This window comes from Pseudomonas sp. PS01299 (assembly GCF_029960145.1).
GTDB classification, from domain to species: domain Bacteria; phylum Pseudomonadota; class Gammaproteobacteria; order Pseudomonadales; family Pseudomonadaceae; genus Aquipseudomonas; species Aquipseudomonas putida_A.
This window is the reverse complement of the sequence record NZ_JASCPO010000037.1, coordinates 1-18,699: the sequence shown is the minus strand read 5'-3', so window position 1 is coordinate 18,699 and position 18,699 is coordinate 1. Positions and strand designations below refer to the sequence as shown.

17 protein-coding genes are annotated in these 18,699 nt (G+C 61.8%); 12 read left to right on the top strand and 5 right to left on the bottom strand.

Features of this window, described 5'->3' with window-relative positions; genetic code table 11:
• Positions 1 to 111 precede the first annotated feature (111 nt).
• On the bottom strand, positions 112 to 936 hold the full coding sequence (locus QMX91_RS09540) for an NAD(P)-dependent oxidoreductase (RefSeq protein WP_223006930.1): 825 nt from the start codon (positions 934 to 936) through the stop codon (positions 112 to 114).
• Positions 937 to 1,180: 244 nt separating this feature from the next.
• Positions 1,181 to 2,221, bottom strand: a complete 1,041-nt coding sequence (locus QMX91_RS09535; RefSeq protein WP_016772826.1) for a low specificity L-threonine aldolase — start codon at positions 2,219 to 2,221, stop codon at positions 1,181 to 1,183.
• Between the two features lie 126 nt (positions 2,222 to 2,347).
• Here QMX91_RS09535 and QMX91_RS09530 point away from each other — a divergent pair, with 126 nt between their 5' ends.
• The 8 genes from QMX91_RS09530 (at position 2,348) to fdhA (ending at position 12,498) form a co-directional block, all read left to right on the top strand.
• Positions 2,348 to 3,058, top strand: coding sequence for a TraX family protein (locus QMX91_RS09530; RefSeq protein ID WP_282412607.1), 711 nt, complete (start codon positions 2,348 to 2,350; stop codon positions 3,056 to 3,058).
• Positions 3,059 to 3,344: 286 nt separating this feature from the next.
• Positions 3,345 to 4,598 carry a serine hydroxymethyltransferase gene (gene glyA, locus QMX91_RS09520; RefSeq protein ID WP_007962601.1) on the top strand — a complete coding sequence of 418 codons (1,254 nt, stop codon included), beginning with the start codon at positions 3,345 to 3,347 and terminating at the stop codon, positions 4,596 to 4,598.
• 20 nt (positions 4,599 to 4,618) lie between these two features.
• The gene (locus tag QMX91_RS09515; protein ID WP_003206307.1) at positions 4,619 to 5,869 is read left to right on the top strand and encodes a sarcosine oxidase subunit beta; all 1,251 of its coding nucleotides are present in this window, start codon (positions 4,619 to 4,621) and stop codon (positions 5,867 to 5,869) included.
• A gap of 14 nt (positions 5,870 to 5,883) precedes the next feature.
• A complete protein-coding gene (locus tag QMX91_RS09510; protein WP_003228964.1) occupies positions 5,884 to 6,213 on the top strand; it encodes a sarcosine oxidase subunit delta in 330 nt (109 codons plus the stop codon).
• Positions 6,210 to 9,227, top strand: a complete 3,018-nt coding sequence (locus QMX91_RS09505) for a sarcosine oxidase subunit alpha (protein WP_123588995.1) — start codon at positions 6,210 to 6,212, stop codon at positions 9,225 to 9,227. Before QMX91_RS09510 ends, QMX91_RS09505 begins: the two co-directional genes overlap by 4 nt.
• A gap of 160 nt (positions 9,228 to 9,387) precedes the next feature.
• Positions 9,388 to 10,020: a sarcosine oxidase subunit gamma family protein gene (gene soxG, locus QMX91_RS09500; RefSeq protein WP_008086919.1), complete on the top strand. Its 633-nt coding sequence runs from the start codon at positions 9,388 to 9,390 to the stop codon at positions 10,018 to 10,020.
• Positions 10,021 to 10,236: 216 nt separating this feature from the next.
• Complete coding sequence (gene purU, locus QMX91_RS09495) at positions 10,237 to 11,094, top strand: formyltetrahydrofolate deformylase (protein ID WP_003228959.1); 858 nt, start codon at positions 10,237 to 10,239, stop codon at positions 11,092 to 11,094.
• A 204-nt stretch (positions 11,095 to 11,298) separates the two neighbouring features.
• Complete coding sequence (fdhA, locus tag QMX91_RS09490; RefSeq protein ID WP_027610665.1) at positions 11,299 to 12,498, top strand: formaldehyde dehydrogenase, glutathione-independent; 1,200 nt, start codon at positions 11,299 to 11,301, stop codon at positions 12,496 to 12,498.
• A 216-nt stretch (positions 12,499 to 12,714) separates the two neighbouring features.
• Here the strand turns inward: fdhA and QMX91_RS09485 are convergent, their stop codons facing one another.
• Together QMX91_RS09485 and QMX91_RS09480 are read right to left on the bottom strand one after the other, a co-directional pair.
• Positions 12,715 to 13,389: an anti-sigma factor gene (locus tag QMX91_RS09485; RefSeq protein ID WP_098965968.1), complete on the bottom strand. Its 675-nt coding sequence runs from the start codon at positions 13,387 to 13,389 to the stop codon at positions 12,715 to 12,717.
• Positions 13,386 to 14,021: a sigma-70 family RNA polymerase sigma factor gene (locus QMX91_RS09480; RefSeq protein WP_139055836.1), complete on the bottom strand. Its 636-nt coding sequence runs from the start codon at positions 14,019 to 14,021 to the stop codon at positions 13,386 to 13,388. Before QMX91_RS09480 ends, QMX91_RS09485 begins: the two co-directional genes overlap by 4 nt.
• Before the next feature lie 148 nt (positions 14,022 to 14,169).
• Between QMX91_RS09480 and QMX91_RS09475 the strand changes: the two genes are divergently transcribed.
• A complete protein-coding gene (locus QMX91_RS09475; RefSeq protein WP_027610668.1) occupies positions 14,170 to 14,727 on the top strand; it encodes a DUF2780 domain-containing protein in 558 nt (185 codons plus the stop codon).
• A 1-nt stretch (position 14,728) separates the two neighbouring features.
• Here the strand turns inward: QMX91_RS09475 and QMX91_RS09470 are convergent, their stop codons facing one another.
• Positions 14,729 to 15,616 (bottom strand): acyltransferase, encoded by an 888-nt coding sequence (locus tag QMX91_RS09470; protein ID WP_282412606.1) that lies wholly within the window; start codon positions 15,614 to 15,616, stop codon positions 14,729 to 14,731.
• A 309-nt stretch (positions 15,617 to 15,925) separates the two neighbouring features.
• On the opposite strand from QMX91_RS09470, the gene QMX91_RS09465 reads away from it, so the two are divergent.
• The 3 genes from QMX91_RS09465 (at position 15,926) to creC (ending at position 18,596) form a co-directional block, all read left to right on the top strand.
• The gene (locus QMX91_RS09465) at positions 15,926 to 16,429 is read left to right on the top strand and encodes an ATP-dependent zinc protease (protein WP_007962587.1); all 504 of its coding nucleotides are present in this window, start codon (positions 15,926 to 15,928) and stop codon (positions 16,427 to 16,429) included.
• Between the two features lie 68 nt (positions 16,430 to 16,497).
• On the top strand, positions 16,498 to 17,178 hold the full coding sequence (gene creB / locus QMX91_RS09460) for a two-component system response regulator CreB (protein WP_247839862.1): 681 nt from the start codon (positions 16,498 to 16,500) through the stop codon (positions 17,176 to 17,178).
• A complete protein-coding gene (gene creC, locus QMX91_RS09455; protein ID WP_282412605.1) occupies positions 17,178 to 18,596 on the top strand; it encodes a two-component system sensor histidine kinase CreC in 1,419 nt (472 codons plus the stop codon). The genes creB and creC overlap by 1 nt, the downstream gene beginning before the upstream one ends.
• The last annotated feature ends 103 nt before the right edge of the window (positions 18,597 to 18,699 follow it).

The following is an 18,699-nucleotide window of genomic DNA, read 5'->3' as shown; positions in this document are numbered from 1 at the left end:
AAGACCTTATCGATTATGGATTCGGTAAAGCAGATTCAGGTCGGGGTAATTCTCAAATATCCCCCAATCAGTCCCCTCTCCCTCCGGGAGAGGGTTAGGGTGAGGGGCTTTTCAGTCGATAAACAAATCCGTCATCAACGCCGCATCGCTCCCCGGTTCGAACCGGTAATGCTTGAACTCAGTCACGCCGTGCTCACGCAAAATTTCTTCGTCGATAAGTAGCCGTCCAGTGATCTGTCGTGCGCTGCTTCCCAGGATCACGTGCGCCGCATCCGCCATGATCGCTGGCGTGCGCGCATGCTTGAACGACTCGCGGTTGCCCAGCTGAAATTCGATGGCGGCGGTGGCAATCATCGTCTGTGGCCACAGTGAATTGACGCTGATGCCGTAACTGGCGAATTCCTCGCTCATGCCCACGGTCAACATGCTCATGCCGTACTTGGTCACCGTATACGGGCTGAACTGGGCAAACCACTTGTTCGCCATGTTCAGCGGTGGCGACAAGTTGAGAATGTGTCCGGCGGATTTCTTCAGATAGGGCAGGGCGGCCTGGCTGCACAGCAGTACCGCGCGGGTGTTGATCTGGTGCATCAGGTCGAAACGCTTGAGTTCGATGTGCTGCACGCCAGTCAACTTGATCGCCCCGGCGTTATTGACCAGCGCATCGATGCCGCCGAAATGCTCGTTGGCCTGGGCCAGCGCATTGCGCACCGCGTCTTCATCACGCACATCGACTTGCAGGGCCAATGCCTTGCCGCCAGCGGCTTCGACTTCCTTGGCTACGCTGTGGATGGTGCCGGGCAGTTTGGGATGGGCTTCGGCGCTTTTGGCCGCAATCGCGATATTGGCCCCGTCTTTCGCGGCACGCAGCGCAATCTCACGCCCGATGCCACGGCTGGCGCCGGTGATGAACAGGGTTTTGCCTTGTAGCGACATGCCGATGCTCCTGCTTCTTGTTATGTGAGCGGAGGGCTCGACAGACAATGTAGACCAAGAGGCAAACACGTAAGGTGGGGTGTAACTTTGTGGCGAGGGGATTTATCCCCGATGGCCTGCGCAGCAGGCCCAAAGTCTGAATCAGTCTCTGTCAGACAGAAACTCAATGGCAGGTTTTGGGGCTGCTGCGCAGCCTATCGGGGATAAATCCCCTCACCACAGGGGATCTTATCGGCTCAAGGAATCAGGCGGACATGACTTCGCGAATGTCGCGGGCCAGTTCGCGTACGCGTTCTTCTTCGGTGTCCCACGAGCACATGAAGCGTGCGCCGCCCTTGCCGATGAAGGTGTAGAAGCGCCAGTTCTTCGCGGTCAGCGCGGCGATGGCCGGTTCCGAGAGTTGCAGGAATACGCCGTTGGCCTGCACCGGGAACATCAGTTCCACGCCCGGAATGTCGCTGACCAGCTCGGCCAGCAGTTGCGCGCAGTGGTTGGCGTGGCGAGCGTATTTGAGCCAGGCGTCGTTTTCGAGGATGCCGACCCACGGTGCCGAGAGGAAGCGCATTTTCGACGCCAGTTGCCCGGCCTGCTTGCAGCGGTAATCGAAGTCTTCGGCCAGTTTGTGGTTGAAGAACAGAATCGCTTCACCCACCGCCATACCGTTCTTGGTGCCACCGAAGCACAGCACATCGACGCCAGCCTTCCAGGTCAGGTCGGCCGGCGAGCAGCCGAGGAATGCGCAGGCGTTGGAGAAACGCGCGCCGTCCATGTGCAGGTGCAGGCCCAGCTCTTTGCAGGTGGCGCTGATGGCGCGGACTTCTTCCGGGGTGTAGACGCTGCCGACTTCAGTGGCCTGAGTCAGGGTCACGACGCGCGGTTTCGGGTAGTGGATGTCCTGGCGCTTGAGCGCGACTTCACGGATCGACTGCGGGGTGATCTTGCCGTTTTCGGTGCCGGCGATCAGCAGTTTCGAGCCGTTGGAGAAGAATTCCGGCGCGCCGCATTCGTCGGTTTCGACGTGGGCGGTTTCCGAGCAGATCACGCTGTGGTAACTCTGGCACAGTGACGACAGCGCCAGCGAGTTGGCGGCGGTGCCGTTGAAGGCGAAAAACACTTCGCAGTCGGTTTCGAACAGCTTGCGGAAATGGTCGGCCGCACGTGCGGTCCATTCATCGTCGCCATAAGCGCGCTGGTGGCCGTGGTTGGCCTGTTCCATGGCGGCCCAGGCTTCAGGGCAGATACCGGAGTAGTTGTCGCTGGCGAATTGTTGGCTCTTGTCGGTCATGGCCGGCTTCCGTGGTCGAGACTCTTGTGAAGGCTCGTGGTCAATGAGGGTGCGCACTTTACCGAAGATCTTCCGGGGAGCACACGGGATGTCGCTGTCAGAAAATTACCAGTTTGTTACCCGATTATGCACGTGACTAAACGCGACGGCGCGCTGGATCTGCTCAAGTGGCTGGCGCTGCTGAGCATGCTGCTCGATCACCTGCGATATGTCGGGATCAGCGCCGATTGGCTGTATGTGCCGGGACGTCTGGCGTTCCCGTGGTTCTGCCTGGCGATGGCGGCGAACCTGTCCCGGGCCGGTGCGCAGAAGACCGAGTGGCGCTATCTGGGCTGGCTGCTGCTGTTCAGTGCGGTCAGCGAAATTCCCTACCGCTTGTACATTCCTGATCCCGACACCTTGAACGTGATGCCCACGCTGGCGCTCGGGTTGCTGGTGGTGCGGGGGTGGCAGGACCGGACGCTGCTGTCACGACTGTTGGGCGTCGGTGCCTTATTGCTGTCAGCGCTGTTGTCGCAATGGCTGATGTTCGGCGTGTTTGGCGTGTTGCTGCCGCTGGCGCTGCTGTGGGTGATTCGTCGCGCCGGGTATTTCGGCCTGCTGCCGGGGCTGGTGTGTCTGGCGGGGAATCAGTGGCGGGTGCTGTATGAAGCGGCGGAGTTCGGTAACTACGTGGCGGTGTTTGGCATCGCGGCGTGTCTGATTGCGCCACTGCTCGGGCTGTTCTTGTTGCGACACTTCAGATCTATCCATCCGCTGCCCATGCGCCGTTGGGCGTACGCGCTCTATCCCCTGCATTTCCTCTTGCTGCTCGCCATTCGCACGGCCTGCACATAACCCCTGTGGGAGCGGGCTTGCTCGCGAAAGCGGTGTATCAGGCGGTATTGATGTCGACTGACACGACCTCTTCGCGAGCAAGCCCGCTCCCACAGGGGATCTCCGCAGTTTTGGATGATGTGTCCGACCAACCATTTCAGGCCATGTCGTAAACGCACCTTTGCGTGGCGTCCGCAGGCATTTGAGCTGTCTGCGCCGGTCATACCATCGGCATCAAAGGGCACTGCCTTCATTGCCAGTGCCTTACCGAGACGAATGGCGCACAGATGCCGCTGGGAGAGACGCGATGTTCAGCAAGCAAGACCAGATCCAGGGTTACGACGATGCACTGCTGGCGGCAATGAATGCCGAGGAGCAACGTCAGGAAGATCACATCGAGCTGATCGCGTCGGAGAACTACACCAGCAAACGCGTGATGCAAGCGCAGGGCAGTGGCCTGACCAACAAATACGCCGAAGGTTATCCGGGCAAGCGCTATTACGGCGGCTGCGAGCATGTGGATAAAGTCGAAGCGCTGGCCATCGAACGCGCCAAGCAGCTGTTCGGCGCCGATTACGCCAACGTCCAGCCGCACTCCGGTTCCTCGGCCAACAGCGCGGTGTACCTGGCGCTGATCCAGCCGGGCGACACCATTCTCGGCATGAGTCTGGCCCACGGCGGTCACCTGACCCACGGCGCCAAAGTCTCGTCCTCGGGCAAGCTTTACAACGCGGTGCAGTACGGGATCAACACCGACACCGGGCTGATCGATTACGACGAAGTCGAGCGTCTGGCCGTCGAGTGCAAGCCGAAGATGATCGTTGCCGGGTTCTCCGCCTACTCCAAGACCCTGGACTTCCCGCGCTTCCGCCAGATCGCCGACAAGGTCGGTGCGCTGCTGTTCGTCGACATGGCTCACGTGGCCGGTCTGGTCGCTGCTGGCCTGTACCCGAATCCGCTGCCGTACGCCGACGTGGTCACCACCACCACCCACAAGACCCTGCGCGGTCCGCGTGGCGGGCTGATCCTGGCCAAGTCCAACGAAGAGATCGAGAAGAAGCTCAACGCCGCGGTATTTCCCGGTGCCCAGGGCGGCCCGCTGATGCACGTCATCGCCGGTAAAGCCGTGTGCTTCAAGGAAGCGCTGGAGCCAGGCTTCAAGGCCTATCAGCAGCAAGTGATCGACAACGCTCAGGCGATGGCCAGCGTGTTTATCAAACGTGGCTACGATGTAGTCTCCGGCGGCACCGACAACCACCTGTTCCTGGTCAGCCTGATCCGTCAGGGCCTGACCGGCAAAGATGCTGACGCTGCCCTCGGCCGTGCGCACATCACCGTCAACAAGAACGCCGTGCCGAACGACCCGCAGTCGCCATTCGTGACCTCGGGCCTGCGTATCGGCACCCCGGCCGTCACCACCCGTGGCTTCAAGGTCGCCCAGTGCGAAGTGCTGGCCGGCTGGATCTGCGACATCCTCGACAACCTCGGTGACGCCGACGTTGAAGCGAATGTGGCCAAAAACGTCGCGGCACTGTGCGCCGACTACCCGGTTTATCGCTGAGCGGTTTGGAGTAAATGACTATGCAACGCTATTCGGGCTTCGGCCTCTTCAAACACTCCCTCAGCCACCACGAGAACTGGCAGCGCATGTGGCGCACGCCGACGCCGAAGAAGGTCTACGACGTGGTCATCGTCGGCGGCGGCGGGCACGGTCTGGCGACCGCCTACTACCTGGCGAAAGAGCACGGCATCACCAACGTCGCCGTGGTCGAGAAGGGCTGGCTGGGCGGCGGTAACACCGCGCGCAACACCACCATCGTTCGCTCGAACTACCTGTGGGACGAGTCGGCGCACCTGTACGAACACGCGATGAAATTGTGGGAAGGTCTGTCGCAGGATCTGAACTACAACGTGATGTTCTCCCAGCGTGGCGTCTACAACCTGTGCCACACCCTGCAGGACATCCGAGATTCCGAGCGTCGGGTCAGTGCCAACCGCCTCAACGGCGTTGATGGCGAACTGCTCAACGCCAAGCAAGTGGCCGACGAGATTCCGTACCTCGACTGCTCGAAAAACACCCGCTACCCGGTGATGGGCGCGACCGTTCAGCGTCGTGGTGGCGTCGCTCGTCACGACGCCGTGGCCTGGGGCTTTGCCCGTGCCGCCGACGCCTTGGGCGTGGATCTGATCCAGCAGACCGAAGTGATCGGTTTCCGCAAGGAAAACGGCGTGTGCATCGGCGTTGAAACCAACAAGGGTTTCATCGGCGCCAAGCGTGTCGGTGTGGTCACCGCCGGTAACTCCGGGCACATGGCCAAGCTCGCCGGTTTCCGTCTGCCGATCGAATCCCACCCGCTGCAAGCGCTGGTGTCCGAGCCGATCAAACCGATTATCGACAGCGTGATCATGTCCAACGCCGTGCACGGTTACATCAGCCAGTCCGACAAGGGCGACCTGGTGATCGGCGCCGGTATCGACGGCTACAACGGCTACGGCCAGCGCGGTTCGTACCCGGTGATCGAGCACACCATTCAGGCCATCGTCGAGATGTTCCCGGTGCTGTCGCGGGTGCGCATGAACCGCCAGTGGGGCGGCATCGTCGACACCACGCCGGACGCATGCCCGATCATTTCGAAAACCCCGGTACCGAACATGTTCTTCAACTGCGGTTGGGGCACCGGTGGCTTCAAGGCCACTCCTGGCTCGGGCAACGTGTTTGCCGCGAGTCTGGCCAAGGGTGAAATGCACCCGTTGGCCGCACCTTTCTCCATCGACCGTTTCCACAACGGTGCGTTGATCGATGAACACGGCGCTGCTGCGGTTGCCCACTAACAGGAGAAATCCCCATGTTGCATATCTTCTGTCCTCACTGCGGCGAACTGCGCTCCGAAGAGGAATTCCATGCATCCGGTCAGGCGCACATTCCGCGTCCGCTGGATCCGAACGCCTGCACCGATGAAGAGTGGGGCGACTACATGTTCTTCCGCGATAACCCGCGTGGTCTGCACCACGAGCTGTGGGATCACGTCGCCGGTTGCCGCCAGTACTTCAACGTCACTCGCGACACCGTGACCTACGAGATTCTCGAAACCTACAAGATCGGCACCAAGCCGCAATTCACCGACAAGGCTGATACGGCGAAAACAGCCACGACGGCGCTGGGAGAGAAGGTATGAGCCAGACCAATCGCCTGTCCAACGGTGGACGGATCGACCGCAACAAAGTGCTGAGCTTCACCTTCAACGGCCAGAGCTACAAAGGCTTCGAGGGCGACTCGCTGGCCTCGGCACTGATCGCCAACGGCGTCGACATCATCGGTCGCAGCTTCAAGTATTCGCGTCCACGCGGGATCTTCGCCGCCGGTGCCGAAGAGCCGAACGCGGTGCTGCAGATCGGGGCCACCGAAGCCACGCAGATTCCCAACGTGCGCGCCACGCAACAGGCGCTGTACCAAGGCCTGGTCGCCACCAGCACCAACGGCTGGCCAAGCGTCAACAACGACATGATGGGCATTCTCGGCAAGGTCGGCGGCAAGCTGATGCCGCCGGGTTTCTACTACAAAACCTTCATGTACCCGCAATCGTTCTGGATGACCTACGAGAAGTACATTCGCAAGGCTGCCGGTCTGGGCCGTTCGCCGACCGAAGTCGATCCGGACACCTACGACTACATGAACCAGCACTGCGACGTGCTGATCGTCGGCGCCGGCCCTGCCGGTCTCGCCGCTGCCCTGGCGGCTGCGCGCAGTGGTGCGCGGGTGATCCTCGCTGATGAGCAGGAAGAGTTCGGCGGCAGCCTGCTCGATTCCCGCGAAAGCCTCGACGGCAAACCGGCGATCGAGTGGGTGGCCAGCGTTATCGCTGAATTGAAAAACACCCCGGACGTGCTGCTGTTGCCGCGCGCCACGGTCAACGGCTACCACGACCACAACTTCCTGACCATTCACGAACGCCTCACCGATCACCTCGGTGACCGTGCGCCAATCGGTCAGGTGCGTCAGCGCATCCACCGGGTTCGCGCCAAGCGTGTAGTACTGGCGACCGGCGCCCACGAGCGTCCGCTGGTCTACGGCAACAACGACGTGCCGGGCAACATGCTCGCCGGTGCGGTCTCGACTTACGTGCGCCGTTACGGTGTGGCACCGGGCAAGAAGCTGGTGCTGACCACCAACAACGATCACGCCTATCGCGTTGCGCTGGATTGGCTCGACGCCAGCCTGCAAGTGGTGGCCATCGCCGATGCACGGAGCAATCCGCGTGGTGCGCTGGTGGAAGAAGCCCGCGCCAAAGGCATTCGCATCCTCACCGGCAGCGCCGTGATCGAGGCCCGTGGCAGCAAGCGCGTCACCGCTGCCCGCGTTGCCGCGATTGACGTCAAAGCGCACACCGTGACCAGCCCGGGCGAATGGCTCGACTGCGACGTGATCGCCAGCTCCGGCGGTTACAGCCCTGTCGTGCACCTGGCTTCGCACCTCGGTGGCAAGCCGATCTGGCGTGAAGACATCCTCGGTTTCGTACCGGGCGAAGCACCGCAGAAGCGTGTGTGCGTCGGTGGTATCAACGGCGTTTACGGCCTCGGCGATTCGCTGGCCGATGGTTTCGAAGGTGGCGCACGCGCTGCCAGTGAAGCCGGTTTCGCGGTGGTCGAAGGCACGCTGCCAAAAGCGCTGAGTCGTCTCGAAGAAGCGACCCTGGCGCTGTTCCAGGTGCCGCACGAGAAGGGCACTTCGCGTGCGCCGAAGCAATTCGTCGACCTGCAGAACGACGTCACCGCCGCCGCCATCGAACTGGCGACCCGCGAAGGTTTCGAGTCGGTCGAACACGTCAAACGCTACACCGCGCTGGGCTTCGGCACCGATCAGGGCAAGCTCGGCAACGTCAACGGCCTGGCCATCGCCGCGCGTTCGCTGAACGTGACCATCCCGCAGATGGGCACCACGATGTTCCGCCCCAACTACACGCCGGTAACGTTCGGCGCGGTAGCGGGCCGTCACTGTGGGCACATTTTCGAACCGGTGCGCTACACCGCTCTGCATCAATGGCACCTGAAAAACGGCGCCGAGTTTGAAGACGTCGGCCAGTGGAAACGTCCATGGTACTTCCCGAAAAACGGTGAAGACATGCATGCGGCGGTGAAGCGCGAATGCAAAGCCGTGCGCGACAGCGTCGGTCTGCTCGACGCCTCGACCCTGGGCAAGATCGACATTCAGGGCCCGGATGCCCGCGAGTTCCTCAACCGCGTGTACACCAACGCCTGGACCAAGCTCGACGTGGGCAAGGCGCGTTACGGCCTGATGTGCAAAGAAGACGGCATGGTTTTCGACGACGGTGTGACGGCGTGTCTGGCCGACAACCATTTCGTCATGACCACCACCACGGGCGGCGCGGCCCGCGTGCTGCAATGGCTGGAGCTGTACCACCAGACCGAATGGCCAGAGATGAAGGTCTACTTCACCTCGGTCACCGACCACTGGGCGACGATGACCCTGTCCGGGCCGAACAGCCGCAAGCTGCTCAGCGCCGTGACCGACATTGATCTGAGCAACGAAGCATTCCCATTCATGACCTGGAAAGAAGGTCTGGTCGGCGGCGTGCCGGCGCGGGTGTTCCGTATCTCGTTCACCGGTGAGCTTTCGTACGAAGTCAACGTGCAGGCCGACTACGCGATGGGCGTGCTGGAGAAAATCGTCGAGGCCGGCAAGCAGTACAACCTGACGCCGTACGGCACTGAAACCATGCACGTTCTGCGCGCCGAGAAAGGTTTCATCATCGTCGGTCAGGACACCGACGGCTCGATGACTCCGGACGACCTGAACATGGGCTGGTGCGTCGGTCGCACCAAACCGTTCTCGTGGATCGGCCAGCGCGGCATGAACCGTGAAGACTGCGTGAAGGATCAGCGCAAGCAACTGGTGGGCCTGAAGCCGATCGATCCGAACGTCTGGCTGCCGGAAGGCGCGCAACTGGTGTTCAACACCAAGCAGGCGATCCCGATGACCATGGTCGGCCACGTGACCTCCAGCTACGCGCACAACTCCCTCGGCTATTCGTTTGCCATGGGCGTGGTCAAGGGCGGTCTGAAGCGCATGGGCGAGCGGGTGTTCGCGCCGCTGGCCGATGGCAGCGTGATCGAGGCGGAGATTGTGTCTTCGGTGTTCTTCGATCCGAAGGGTGATCGGCAAAATATTTGAGGGTTCGGCTCCTGTGGAGTGCCAGTCGCACCGCGGTGACTTCATCGCGAGCAGGCTCACTCCTACAGGTGATCGCGTACCCCTTGTAGGAGTGAGCCTGCTCGCGATAGCGGTAGATCTGCTTGCAAAGGGTTCAAGTCAGAATTAAGGAAGGTGCTTTATGACCACAGCCAACGTATACCAACAACGCCCGACCACCGGGGCCAAGGCCGAGTCGTCGCTGCACCATGCCGACCTCGCCAGCCTGGTCGGCAAGGGTCGCAAGAACGCCGGCGTCATCGTGCGTGAAAAGAAACTCCTCGGTCACCTGACCATTCGTGGCGATGGCCACGATGCAGCCTTCGCCGCTGGCGTGCACAAGGCCCTCGGCATTGAGTTGCCGGGCGCCCTGAGCGTCATCGTCAAAGGCGAAACCAGCCTGCAATGGATGGGCCCGGACGAGTGGCTGCTGATCGTGCCAAGCGGTGAAGAATTCGCCGCCGAGCAGAAACTGCGCGAAGCGCTGGGCGACCTGCACATCGCGATCGTCAACGTCAGCGGCGGCCAGCAAGTGCTCGAACTGAGCGGGCCGAACGTGCGTCAGGTGCTGATGAAATCCACCAGCTACGACGTGCACCCGAACAACTTCCCGGTCGGCAAAGCGGTGGGCACGGTGTTCGCCAAGTCGCAGCTGATGATTCGCCACACCGCCGAAGATACCTGGGAACTGCTGATCCGCCGCAGCTTCTCGGACTACTGGTGGTTGTGGCTGCAGGATGCTTCGGCTGAATACGGGTTGAGCGTACAAGCCTAAAAGCTTACCCCCTCACCCCAGCCCTCTCCCCCAGGGGGGAGAGGGGGAAAGGGAGCAGATTTGTGTAGTTTTCGAGCCTGAGTTCGCCGCGATATTTCAGGTCGGCGTAGCTCGAAAGAACACCTCGGTCAGTCCCCTCTACCTCCGGGAGAGGGCTAGGGTGAGGGGCAAAAATCCCCCAGACACCGCGTACAAAAGAACAGGAGTCACCGCACCATGAGCCGCGCCCCAGACACATGGATTCTGACCGCCGACTGCCCCAGCGTGCTCGGCACGGTGGACGCGGTGACGCGTTTTCTGTTCGAGCAGGGTTGCTACGTCACCGAGCACCATTCGTTCGATGACCGGCTCTCGGGCCGTTTCTTCATTCGCGTGGAATTCCGTCAGCCTGACGGTTTCGACGAACAATCCTTCCGCGCCGGCCTTGCCGAGCGCGGTCAGGCGTTCGGCATGGTCTTCGAGCTGACCGCGCCGAACTACCGGCCAAAAGTGGTGATCATGGTCTCCAAGGCCGATCACTGCCTCAACGATTTGCTTTACCGCCAGCGCATCGGCCAGTTGTCGATGGACGTGGCGGCGGTGGTGTCCAACCATCCGGACCTCAAGCCGCTGGCCGACTGGCACCAGATTCCCTACTACCATTTCCCCCTCGACCCCAACGACAAACCGGCGCAGGAGCGTCAGGTGTGGCAGGTGATCGAAGAGTCCGGCGCCGAACTGGTGATCCTCGCCCGCTACATGCAGGTGCTGTCACCGGAGCTGTGCCGCAAGCTCGATGGCAAGGCGATCAACATTCACCACTCGCTGCTGCCGGGGTTCAAGGGTGCCAAGCCGTATCACCAGGCCTACAACAAGGGCGTGAAGCTGGTCGGCGCGACGGCGCATTACATCAACAACGACCTCGATGAAGGGCCGATCATTGCCCAGGGCGTCGAGGCGGTGGATCACAGTCATTACCCGGAGGATCTGATTGCCAAAGGGCGGGATATCGAGGGCCTGACCCTGGCCCGGGCCGTGGGTTATCACATCGAAAGAAGGGTGTTTTTGAACGCCAATCGCACGGTCGTTCTTTAGATCGCTTTCGCGAGCAAGCCCGCTCCCACAAGGGATTTGTGTCGAAACACAGGTCTCTGTCACACCCAAGATCAACTGTGGGAGCGGGCTTGCTCGCGAAGAGGCCATAACAGGCAACACAACAATCAGCATCTGTACCCGAGCACTTAACGCGCTGCCTGCCTGGGCAACGCAGTTCCATAAAAACAACAGCGAGGTGAAAGCATGTCTGGCAATCGTGGTGTGGTGTATCTCGGCGCTGGCAAGGTCGAAGTACAGAAAATCGACTATCCGAAAATGCAGGACCCGCGTGGCAGGAAGATCGAGCACGGGGTGATTCTGCGTGTGGTGTCCACCAACATTTGTGGCTCCGACCAGCACATGGTGCGCGGCCGTACCACGGCGCAGACCGGTCTGGTGCTGGGCCACGAAATTACCGGCGAAGTGATCGAAAAGGGTTCCGACGTCGAGAATCTGAAGATCGGCGATCTGGTCTCCGTACCGTTCAACGTGGCTTGCGGGCGCTGCCGTTCCTGCAAGGAGCAACACACCGGCGTCTGCCTGACCGTCAACCCGGCCCGTGCCGGCGGTGCCTACGGTTATGTCGACATGGGCGACTGGACCGGCGGCCAGGCCGAATACGTGCTGGTACCGTATGCCGACTTCAACCTGCTGAAACTGCCGGATCGCGACAAGGCCATGGAGAAAATCCGCGACCTGACCTGCCTCTCCGATATCCTCCCGACCGGTTATCACGGCGCAGTGACGGCGGGCGTTGGCCCGGGCAGCACCGTTTACATCGCCGGCGCCGGCCCGGTCGGTCTGGCCGCTGCAGCCTCGGCGCGTCTGCTGGGGGCGGCGGTGGTGATCATCGGCGACGTCAACACCATCCGCCTGGCGCACGCCAAGGCTCAGGGTTTTGAAGTGGTCGACCTGTCCAAGGACACGCCGCTGCACGAACAGATCGCCGCACTGCTGGGCGAGCCGGAAGTCGATTGCGCGGTGGATTGCGTGGGCTTCGAAGCGCGCGGCCACGGGCATGACGGGGTGAAAGCCGAAGCACCGGCCACTGTGCTCAACTCGCTGATGGGCGTGGTGCGTGTGGCCGGCAAGATCGGTATTCCGGGCCTGTACGTGACCGAAGATCCGGGCGCGGTCGATGCCGCCGCGAAAATGGGCAGCCTGAGCATCCGCTTCGGTTTGGGCTGGGCCAAATCCCACAGCTTCCACACCGGTCAGACCCCGGTGATGAAGTACAACCGCCAGCTGATGCAGGCGATCATGTGGGACCGCATCAACATCGCCGAAGTGGTTGGCGTGCAGGTCATCAGCCTCGATCAGGCGCCGGAAGGTTACGGCGAGTTCGATGCCGGTGTGCCGAAGAAGTTTGTGATCGATCCGCATCGGTTGTTCAGTGCGGCGTAAGCTTCAGGCAGTGCAGAACGGCGACCTCAAGGTCGCCGTTTTTTATGGGGATGAGCACGAAACCTGTGGCGAGGGAGCTTGCTCCCGCTCGGCGGCGAAGCCGTCGTAAAATCCACACATGCGGCGTCTCAGGAAAATTACCCACACAAGATTTGGGCCGCTTCGCAGCCCAGCGGGAGCAAGCTCCCTCGCCACAAAAGGTTTGTGGTGCCAGAGTCAGAGAGCCGCTAACGCGCCCTGGTAAAGCACCGGCCCCGTCGGCTGCCCGGTCGGCGAGCCGCCCTTCGGTTCCAGACTCACCGCCAGCGCAATCGGCTGGCCGATCAAGACTTTCTGCGCCGCGCTCAGTTCAACCTTGCCTTTGCCGCCTGCAGGAATCACCCCCAGCGAAATCGGCTTGCCGTCCGCCGGTATCGCCCACAGTTCCAGGCTGCGATCTGGCCCGACTGCCGCCAATGTCAGCGGTTCGACTTGCAGATAATCCGCATGCGCCTCGACCTTCAGTGCCGGCTGCGTGTCGGCGCTCAGCAAGGTGGCGCGGTAGCGGGCGTCGTCGCGGTTGTACAGCGAGCCGAGGAATACCAGGACCACGATCGAGCAGAGTGCGGCGGTAACCCGCAGCCAGTTCCAGAACGGACGTTTTTCCGGGACGTGCAGTACTTGCGGCTCGATCCGCGCGGTGATGCCTTGCCACACCCGATCTGGCACCGGTTGCTCCGGCAGCGTTTCGGTAAGGCTGGCGAGGCTCTCCTGCCACTGCGCCAACTCGGTTCGCAGTGCTGCGTCATCCAGCAGCAATTGTTCAAAGCGCCGACGCGCCGCCGACGACATCAGGCCAATGGCGTAATCGGCAGCGAGGGCGCGGCGCAAGGCGGGGGTCTGGTAGTTCATGATTCAAGGCACCTGCGCAGACGCTCCATGCCGCGACGAATCCACGACTTCACCGAGCCCAGCGGTGCCGCCAGGTGTTCGGCGAGTTCCGAGCAGGAAAGGCCCTGGAAGTAGGCGACGCTGATCGACTGGCGCTGCATGCCGTCGAGGGTGTCCAGGCAGCGATGCAGCGCGCTGGCTTCGCGGCTGCTGTTCAACAGGTCGTGGGCCGAAGGGCCTTGGTCCGGCAGGGTGTCCTGTTCGAAATCGGTCAGCGGCCGTTCGCGTTGTTTGCGCAACTGGTCAATGGCCTGATGGCGGGTGATGTTGATCATCCAGGTCAACGGTGCCGACAAATGGGCTTCATAGCGTGAGGCGTTGTTCCAGATGCGCACGAAGCTTTCCTGCAGCACGTCCTCGGCCAGATCCGCCCGGCCCATGAAGCGCAAGGCCACGCCGTGCAGGCGCGGGCCGACGCTGCGATAGAGCGTTTCGAATGCACCGCGGTCGCCCAGTGAGCACTGGGCCAACAGCTGGCGCAACTGATCGGGGTCGGCGATGGAAATGACGGCTCTCCAGGCAATGGGCGGGCGACGAGGGCGCTGCTCGGGCTGTTCACAGGCTAGTTCAGCGACGGCGCTTGTGCCATTCATCTCGGGTTATCCGCGGTTTCACGTTTTATATACGTGGCTATGCTGAAAATGGATGCGTCGGCGAGGAACATGCTGGCTAAAACCCGGTCAAACCGGCAGTTTTGCCGCTCATAGACGGGCGGTTACCACAGCGCAAGAGGATGTCTGAATGAAGATTTCACGCGGTATTGCCTTGGCTTCACTGATGACCCTTGCAGCGAGCCCGGTGTTTGCCGGCTTCAGTCTGGACGACGTGACCAAAGCGGCTGCGAGCATGCAGGGTGGCAACGCTGCCACCGCCGCCGCGCCGACCTCGGAAACCGCCGGTTTGCTGCAAGCCGTTACCGGTCTGGGTGTTACGCCGCAGCAAGCCGTCGGTGGCACCAGCGCCATGCTCGGCCTGGCCAAGAATCAGTTGAGCAGCACCGATTATTCGCAGTTGGCCAAAGAAGTGCCGGGCATCGACAAGCTGTCGGGCGGCAGCGGCAACCTGGCGGCGTTGAGTGGTTTGCTGGGCTCGTCGGGCAAGTCGGCCGGTCTGGAAAACGCGCTGGGCAACGTCAAGGACACCAACGACCTGAACAACGCCTTCGGTGCCTTGGGCATGGACAGCGGCATGGTCGGCCAGTTTGCCCCGGTGTTGCTCAAGTACCTGGGTGACCAAGGCGTCGGCGGCCCGATTCTGCAGAGCCTGGGCAGCATCTGGGGCGCCGGCACCGGTAGCTGATTCAGCTGCGCTCGCCGCGCAGTTCGCTGATGCGCTGATCCTTCTCGGTCCAGAGCTGGTTGACCCAGTTCTGGACCTGCTGGCGAAACAGCGGATCGTTCTCGTAATCGCCCTGCGACAGTGCCGGGTCGAGTTCGCGGGTCTGGATGTCGACAATCACCCGCGGCACGCTGCCGCTGATCAGGTCCCAGAATCCCGGAATCTTCTGCTGTGGATAAACCACGGTCACGTCGAGCAGCGCATCCAGCTGTTCGCCCATCGCTGCCAGAACAAACGCCACACCTCCTGCCTTGGGTTTGAGCAGATGCTTGAACGGTGACTGCTGTTGCGCGCTTTTTGCTGCGGTGTAGCGGGTGCCTTCCAGATAATTGACCACCGTCACTGGCTGGCGTTTGAACAGCTCGCAGGCCTGTCTGGTGATCTCCAGATCCTTGCCCGCCAACTCCGGATGTTTGGCCAGAAACGCCTTGGTGTAGCGCTTCATGAACGGGTAATCCAGCGCCCACCACGCCAGCCCCAGAAACGGTACCCAGATCAGTTCTTTCTTGAGGAAGAACTTGAAGAACGGCGTGCGCCGGTTGAGGGTCTGGATCAGCGCCGGAATGTCGACCCACGACTGGTGGTTGCTGACCACCAGGTACGAGGTGTCACCACGCAGGTCTGCGCCGCCGCGAATGTCCCATTGGGTGGGGATGCACAGGCGAAAGATCAGCTTGTCGATCTCGGCCCAGGTCTCGGCAATCCACATCACCGCCCACGAGGCGTAATCGCGCCAGCGCCCGGGCGCGATCAGCTTGAACAGGGCAAAGACCAGCAACGGCCCGATCAGGATCAGGGTGTTGAGCAACAGCAGCAGGGTGACGAAACAGCCGGTGAGCAGGCGGCGCATAAGCAACTCTATGAAGGCGGATGGGCGCGCCATGATAAGTGTCTTCGGGTGACAGGCCAAATCGATGGTGACGAATGTTTCACTTTTGGCTGGCTATGCTGGAGCTGATTACCGTGTTGGCAGGGCTGGCCTCTTCGCGAGCAAGCCCGCTCCCACAGTGGATCTTCAGTGTGCATGCCATCTCCAACAGATCCCGGATCCCCTGTGGGAGCGGGCTTGCTCGCGAAGGCGGACTCCAGCGAACCAATTGCTCGCCGGCTGTCTAAAATCTCGCGTCTGACGCCCTCATTTTCCAAGGAAGCCCTCTACGTGAAATCCCTCCTTGCACTGTTTGCCCTCGTCGCCCTGCCGGTCATGGCCGCCGAGCCGACCCTGTATGGGCGTTACGAATACATCGCGCTGCCGGAAATCGGTGGTGAGGTGCTCAAGGCCAAGATGGACACCGGCGCGCTGACCGCCTCGCTGTCGGCCAAGGACATCGAGACTTTCACCCGCGACGGCGAGAACTGGGTGCGTTTCCGCCTCGGCACCAAGGATGCCAGCAACAAGGTCTACGAACACAAGGTCGCGCGGATCAGCAAGATCAAGAGCCGCTCGGATGAAGAGGACGAGGGTGACAGCACTGAAGTCGCCAAGCGCCCGGTGGTCGATCTGGAACTGTGCCTGGGCAACGTCAAGCGCACCGTTGAGGTCAACCTGACCGACCGCAGCAACTTCAACTACCCGCTGCTGATCGGTGCCAAGGCCTTGCGCGAGTTTGGCGCAGCGGTGAACCCGGCGCGGCGTTTCACCGCCGACAAGCCGGACTGCTAAGTGGTCTCATTGACGTAACGCCAGGCTTGGGGCACCGTTCGCGCACTTAACCCATGGGCTCGGACGCCATGCCTCATATCCTGATTGTCGAAGACGAAGCGGCGATTGCCGACACGCTGATTTTTGCCCTGCAGGGCGAGGGGTTCGCTACCACGTGGCTGAGCCTCGGCGCGGCGGCGCTGGAGTTTCAACGGCAGACCCCGGCTGACTTGATCATTCTCGATATCGGCCTGCCGGACATCAGCGGTTTCGAAACCTGCAAACAGCTGCGGCGCTTCAGTGAAGTGCCGGTGCTGTTTCTCAGTGCCCGGGACGCCGAGATCGATCGGGTGGTGGGGCTGGAGATCGGCGCCGACGATTACGTGGTCAAGCCGTTCAGCCCACGGGAAGTCGCCGCGCGGGTACGGGCGATTCTCAAGCGCATGGCGCCGCGTCCTGCGGTTGAAGCGTCCTCGACGCTGTTTCGCATCGATGCCGAGCGTGTGCTGATCTCCTACCGCGGCCAGCCATTGAGCCTGACCCGCCACGAATTCCGCCTGTTGCAATGCCTGCTCGAACAACCGCAGCGAGTCTTCAGTCGCGAGCAATTGCTCGATGCGCTGGGGGTTGCCGCCGACGCCGGTTACGAGCGCAGCATCGACAGCCACATCAAAAGCGTGCGCGCCAAATTGCGCCTGGTGCGGGCCGATGCCGAGCCGATCCAGACCCATCGCGGCCTCGGTTACAGCTACAGCCCGGGGCACAGCTGATGTCGTTGGGGCTGCGGATTTTTCTGGTGTATGTGCTGTTTGTCGGCCTGACCGGTTACTTCGTGCTCAACACGGTGATGGAAGAAATCCGCCCGGGCGTGCGCCAGTCCACCGAAGAGACTCTGGTCGACACCGCCAACCTGATGGCGGAGATCCTGCGTGATGATTTCAAGGCCGGCACGCTCAGCGAGAACCGCTGGCCCGAATTGTTGCGGGCCTACGGCGAGCGTCAACCACAGGCGACGATCTGGGGCTTGCCGAAAAACCAGGTCAACCACCGCATCTACGTCACCGACGCCAAAGGCATCGTGGTGCTGGATTCCAGCGGCGTGGCGGTCGGTCAGGATTACTCGCGCTGGAACGACGTCTACCTGACTTTGCGTGGTGAGTACGGCGCTCGTTCGAGCCGCAGCGATCCGAATGATGCGAACTCCTCGGTGATGCACGTCGGTGCGCCGATCCGCGACAACGGCCGGATCATCGGCGTGGTTACCGTGGCCAAACCCAACAGCTCATTGCAGCCTTATGTTGATCGTACCGAGCGGCGCCTGCTGTTTTACGGCGCCGGGCTGATCGGCCTCGGTCTGCTGTTCGGCGCTTTGCTGTCGTGGTGGCTGAGCCGCGCGCTGCACCGTTTGACCGGGTATGCGCAGGCGGTGAGCGAAGGCCGGCGAGTGGAAGTGCCGCATTACCGTGGCGGCGAACTGGAGCAACTGGCGACGGCGGTGGAACAGATGCGCACCCAGCTCGAAGGCAAGGCTTACGTCGAGCGCTACGTGCACACCCTGACCCATGAATTGAAAAGCCCGCTGGCGGCGATACGCGGTGCGGCGGAATTGCTGCAGGACGAGATGCCAGCGATTCAGCGCTTGCGCTTTGTCGGCAACATCGACAGCGAAAGCGCGCGGATGCAGCAGTTGATCGAGCGGCTGTTGAATCTGGCTCAGGTGGAACAGCGGCAGGGTCTTGAGGAGCGCGTGGCGGTGCCGCTGGCGGCATTGGTTGATGAATTGTTGCGGGCGCAGGCAGCGCGCATCGAAGGCCGGCGGCTCAAGGTCGAGCAGACGATTGCGCCAGATCTGCTGCTGATCGGCGAGCCGTTTCTGTTGCGTCAGGCGTTGGGCAATCTGCTGGAGAATGCGCTGGATTTCACCCCGGTCGCCGGGCTGCTGCGCTTCAGTGCCGAGCGCGTGGGGGAGCAGGTCGAGTTGCGCTTGTTCAACGAAGCAGCGGCGATTCCCGATTACGCCTTGCCACGCCTGAGCGAGCGATTTTATTCGCTGCCGCGCCCGGACAGTGGGCGCAAGAGCACCGGTTTGGGGCTGAACTTTGTTGAAGAAGTGGTGAAGTTGCATGGTGGGTCGATGCATATCCGCAACGTCGAGAGCGGTGTGGAAGTGACATTGCGCTTGTCCTGAGACCGAGTCGCTGCCTTCGCGAGCAAGCCCGCTCCCACAGGGGGGGGTGTTGAAACACAGGTCTCGGTCACACCAAAGATCAACTGTGGGAGCGGGCTTGCTC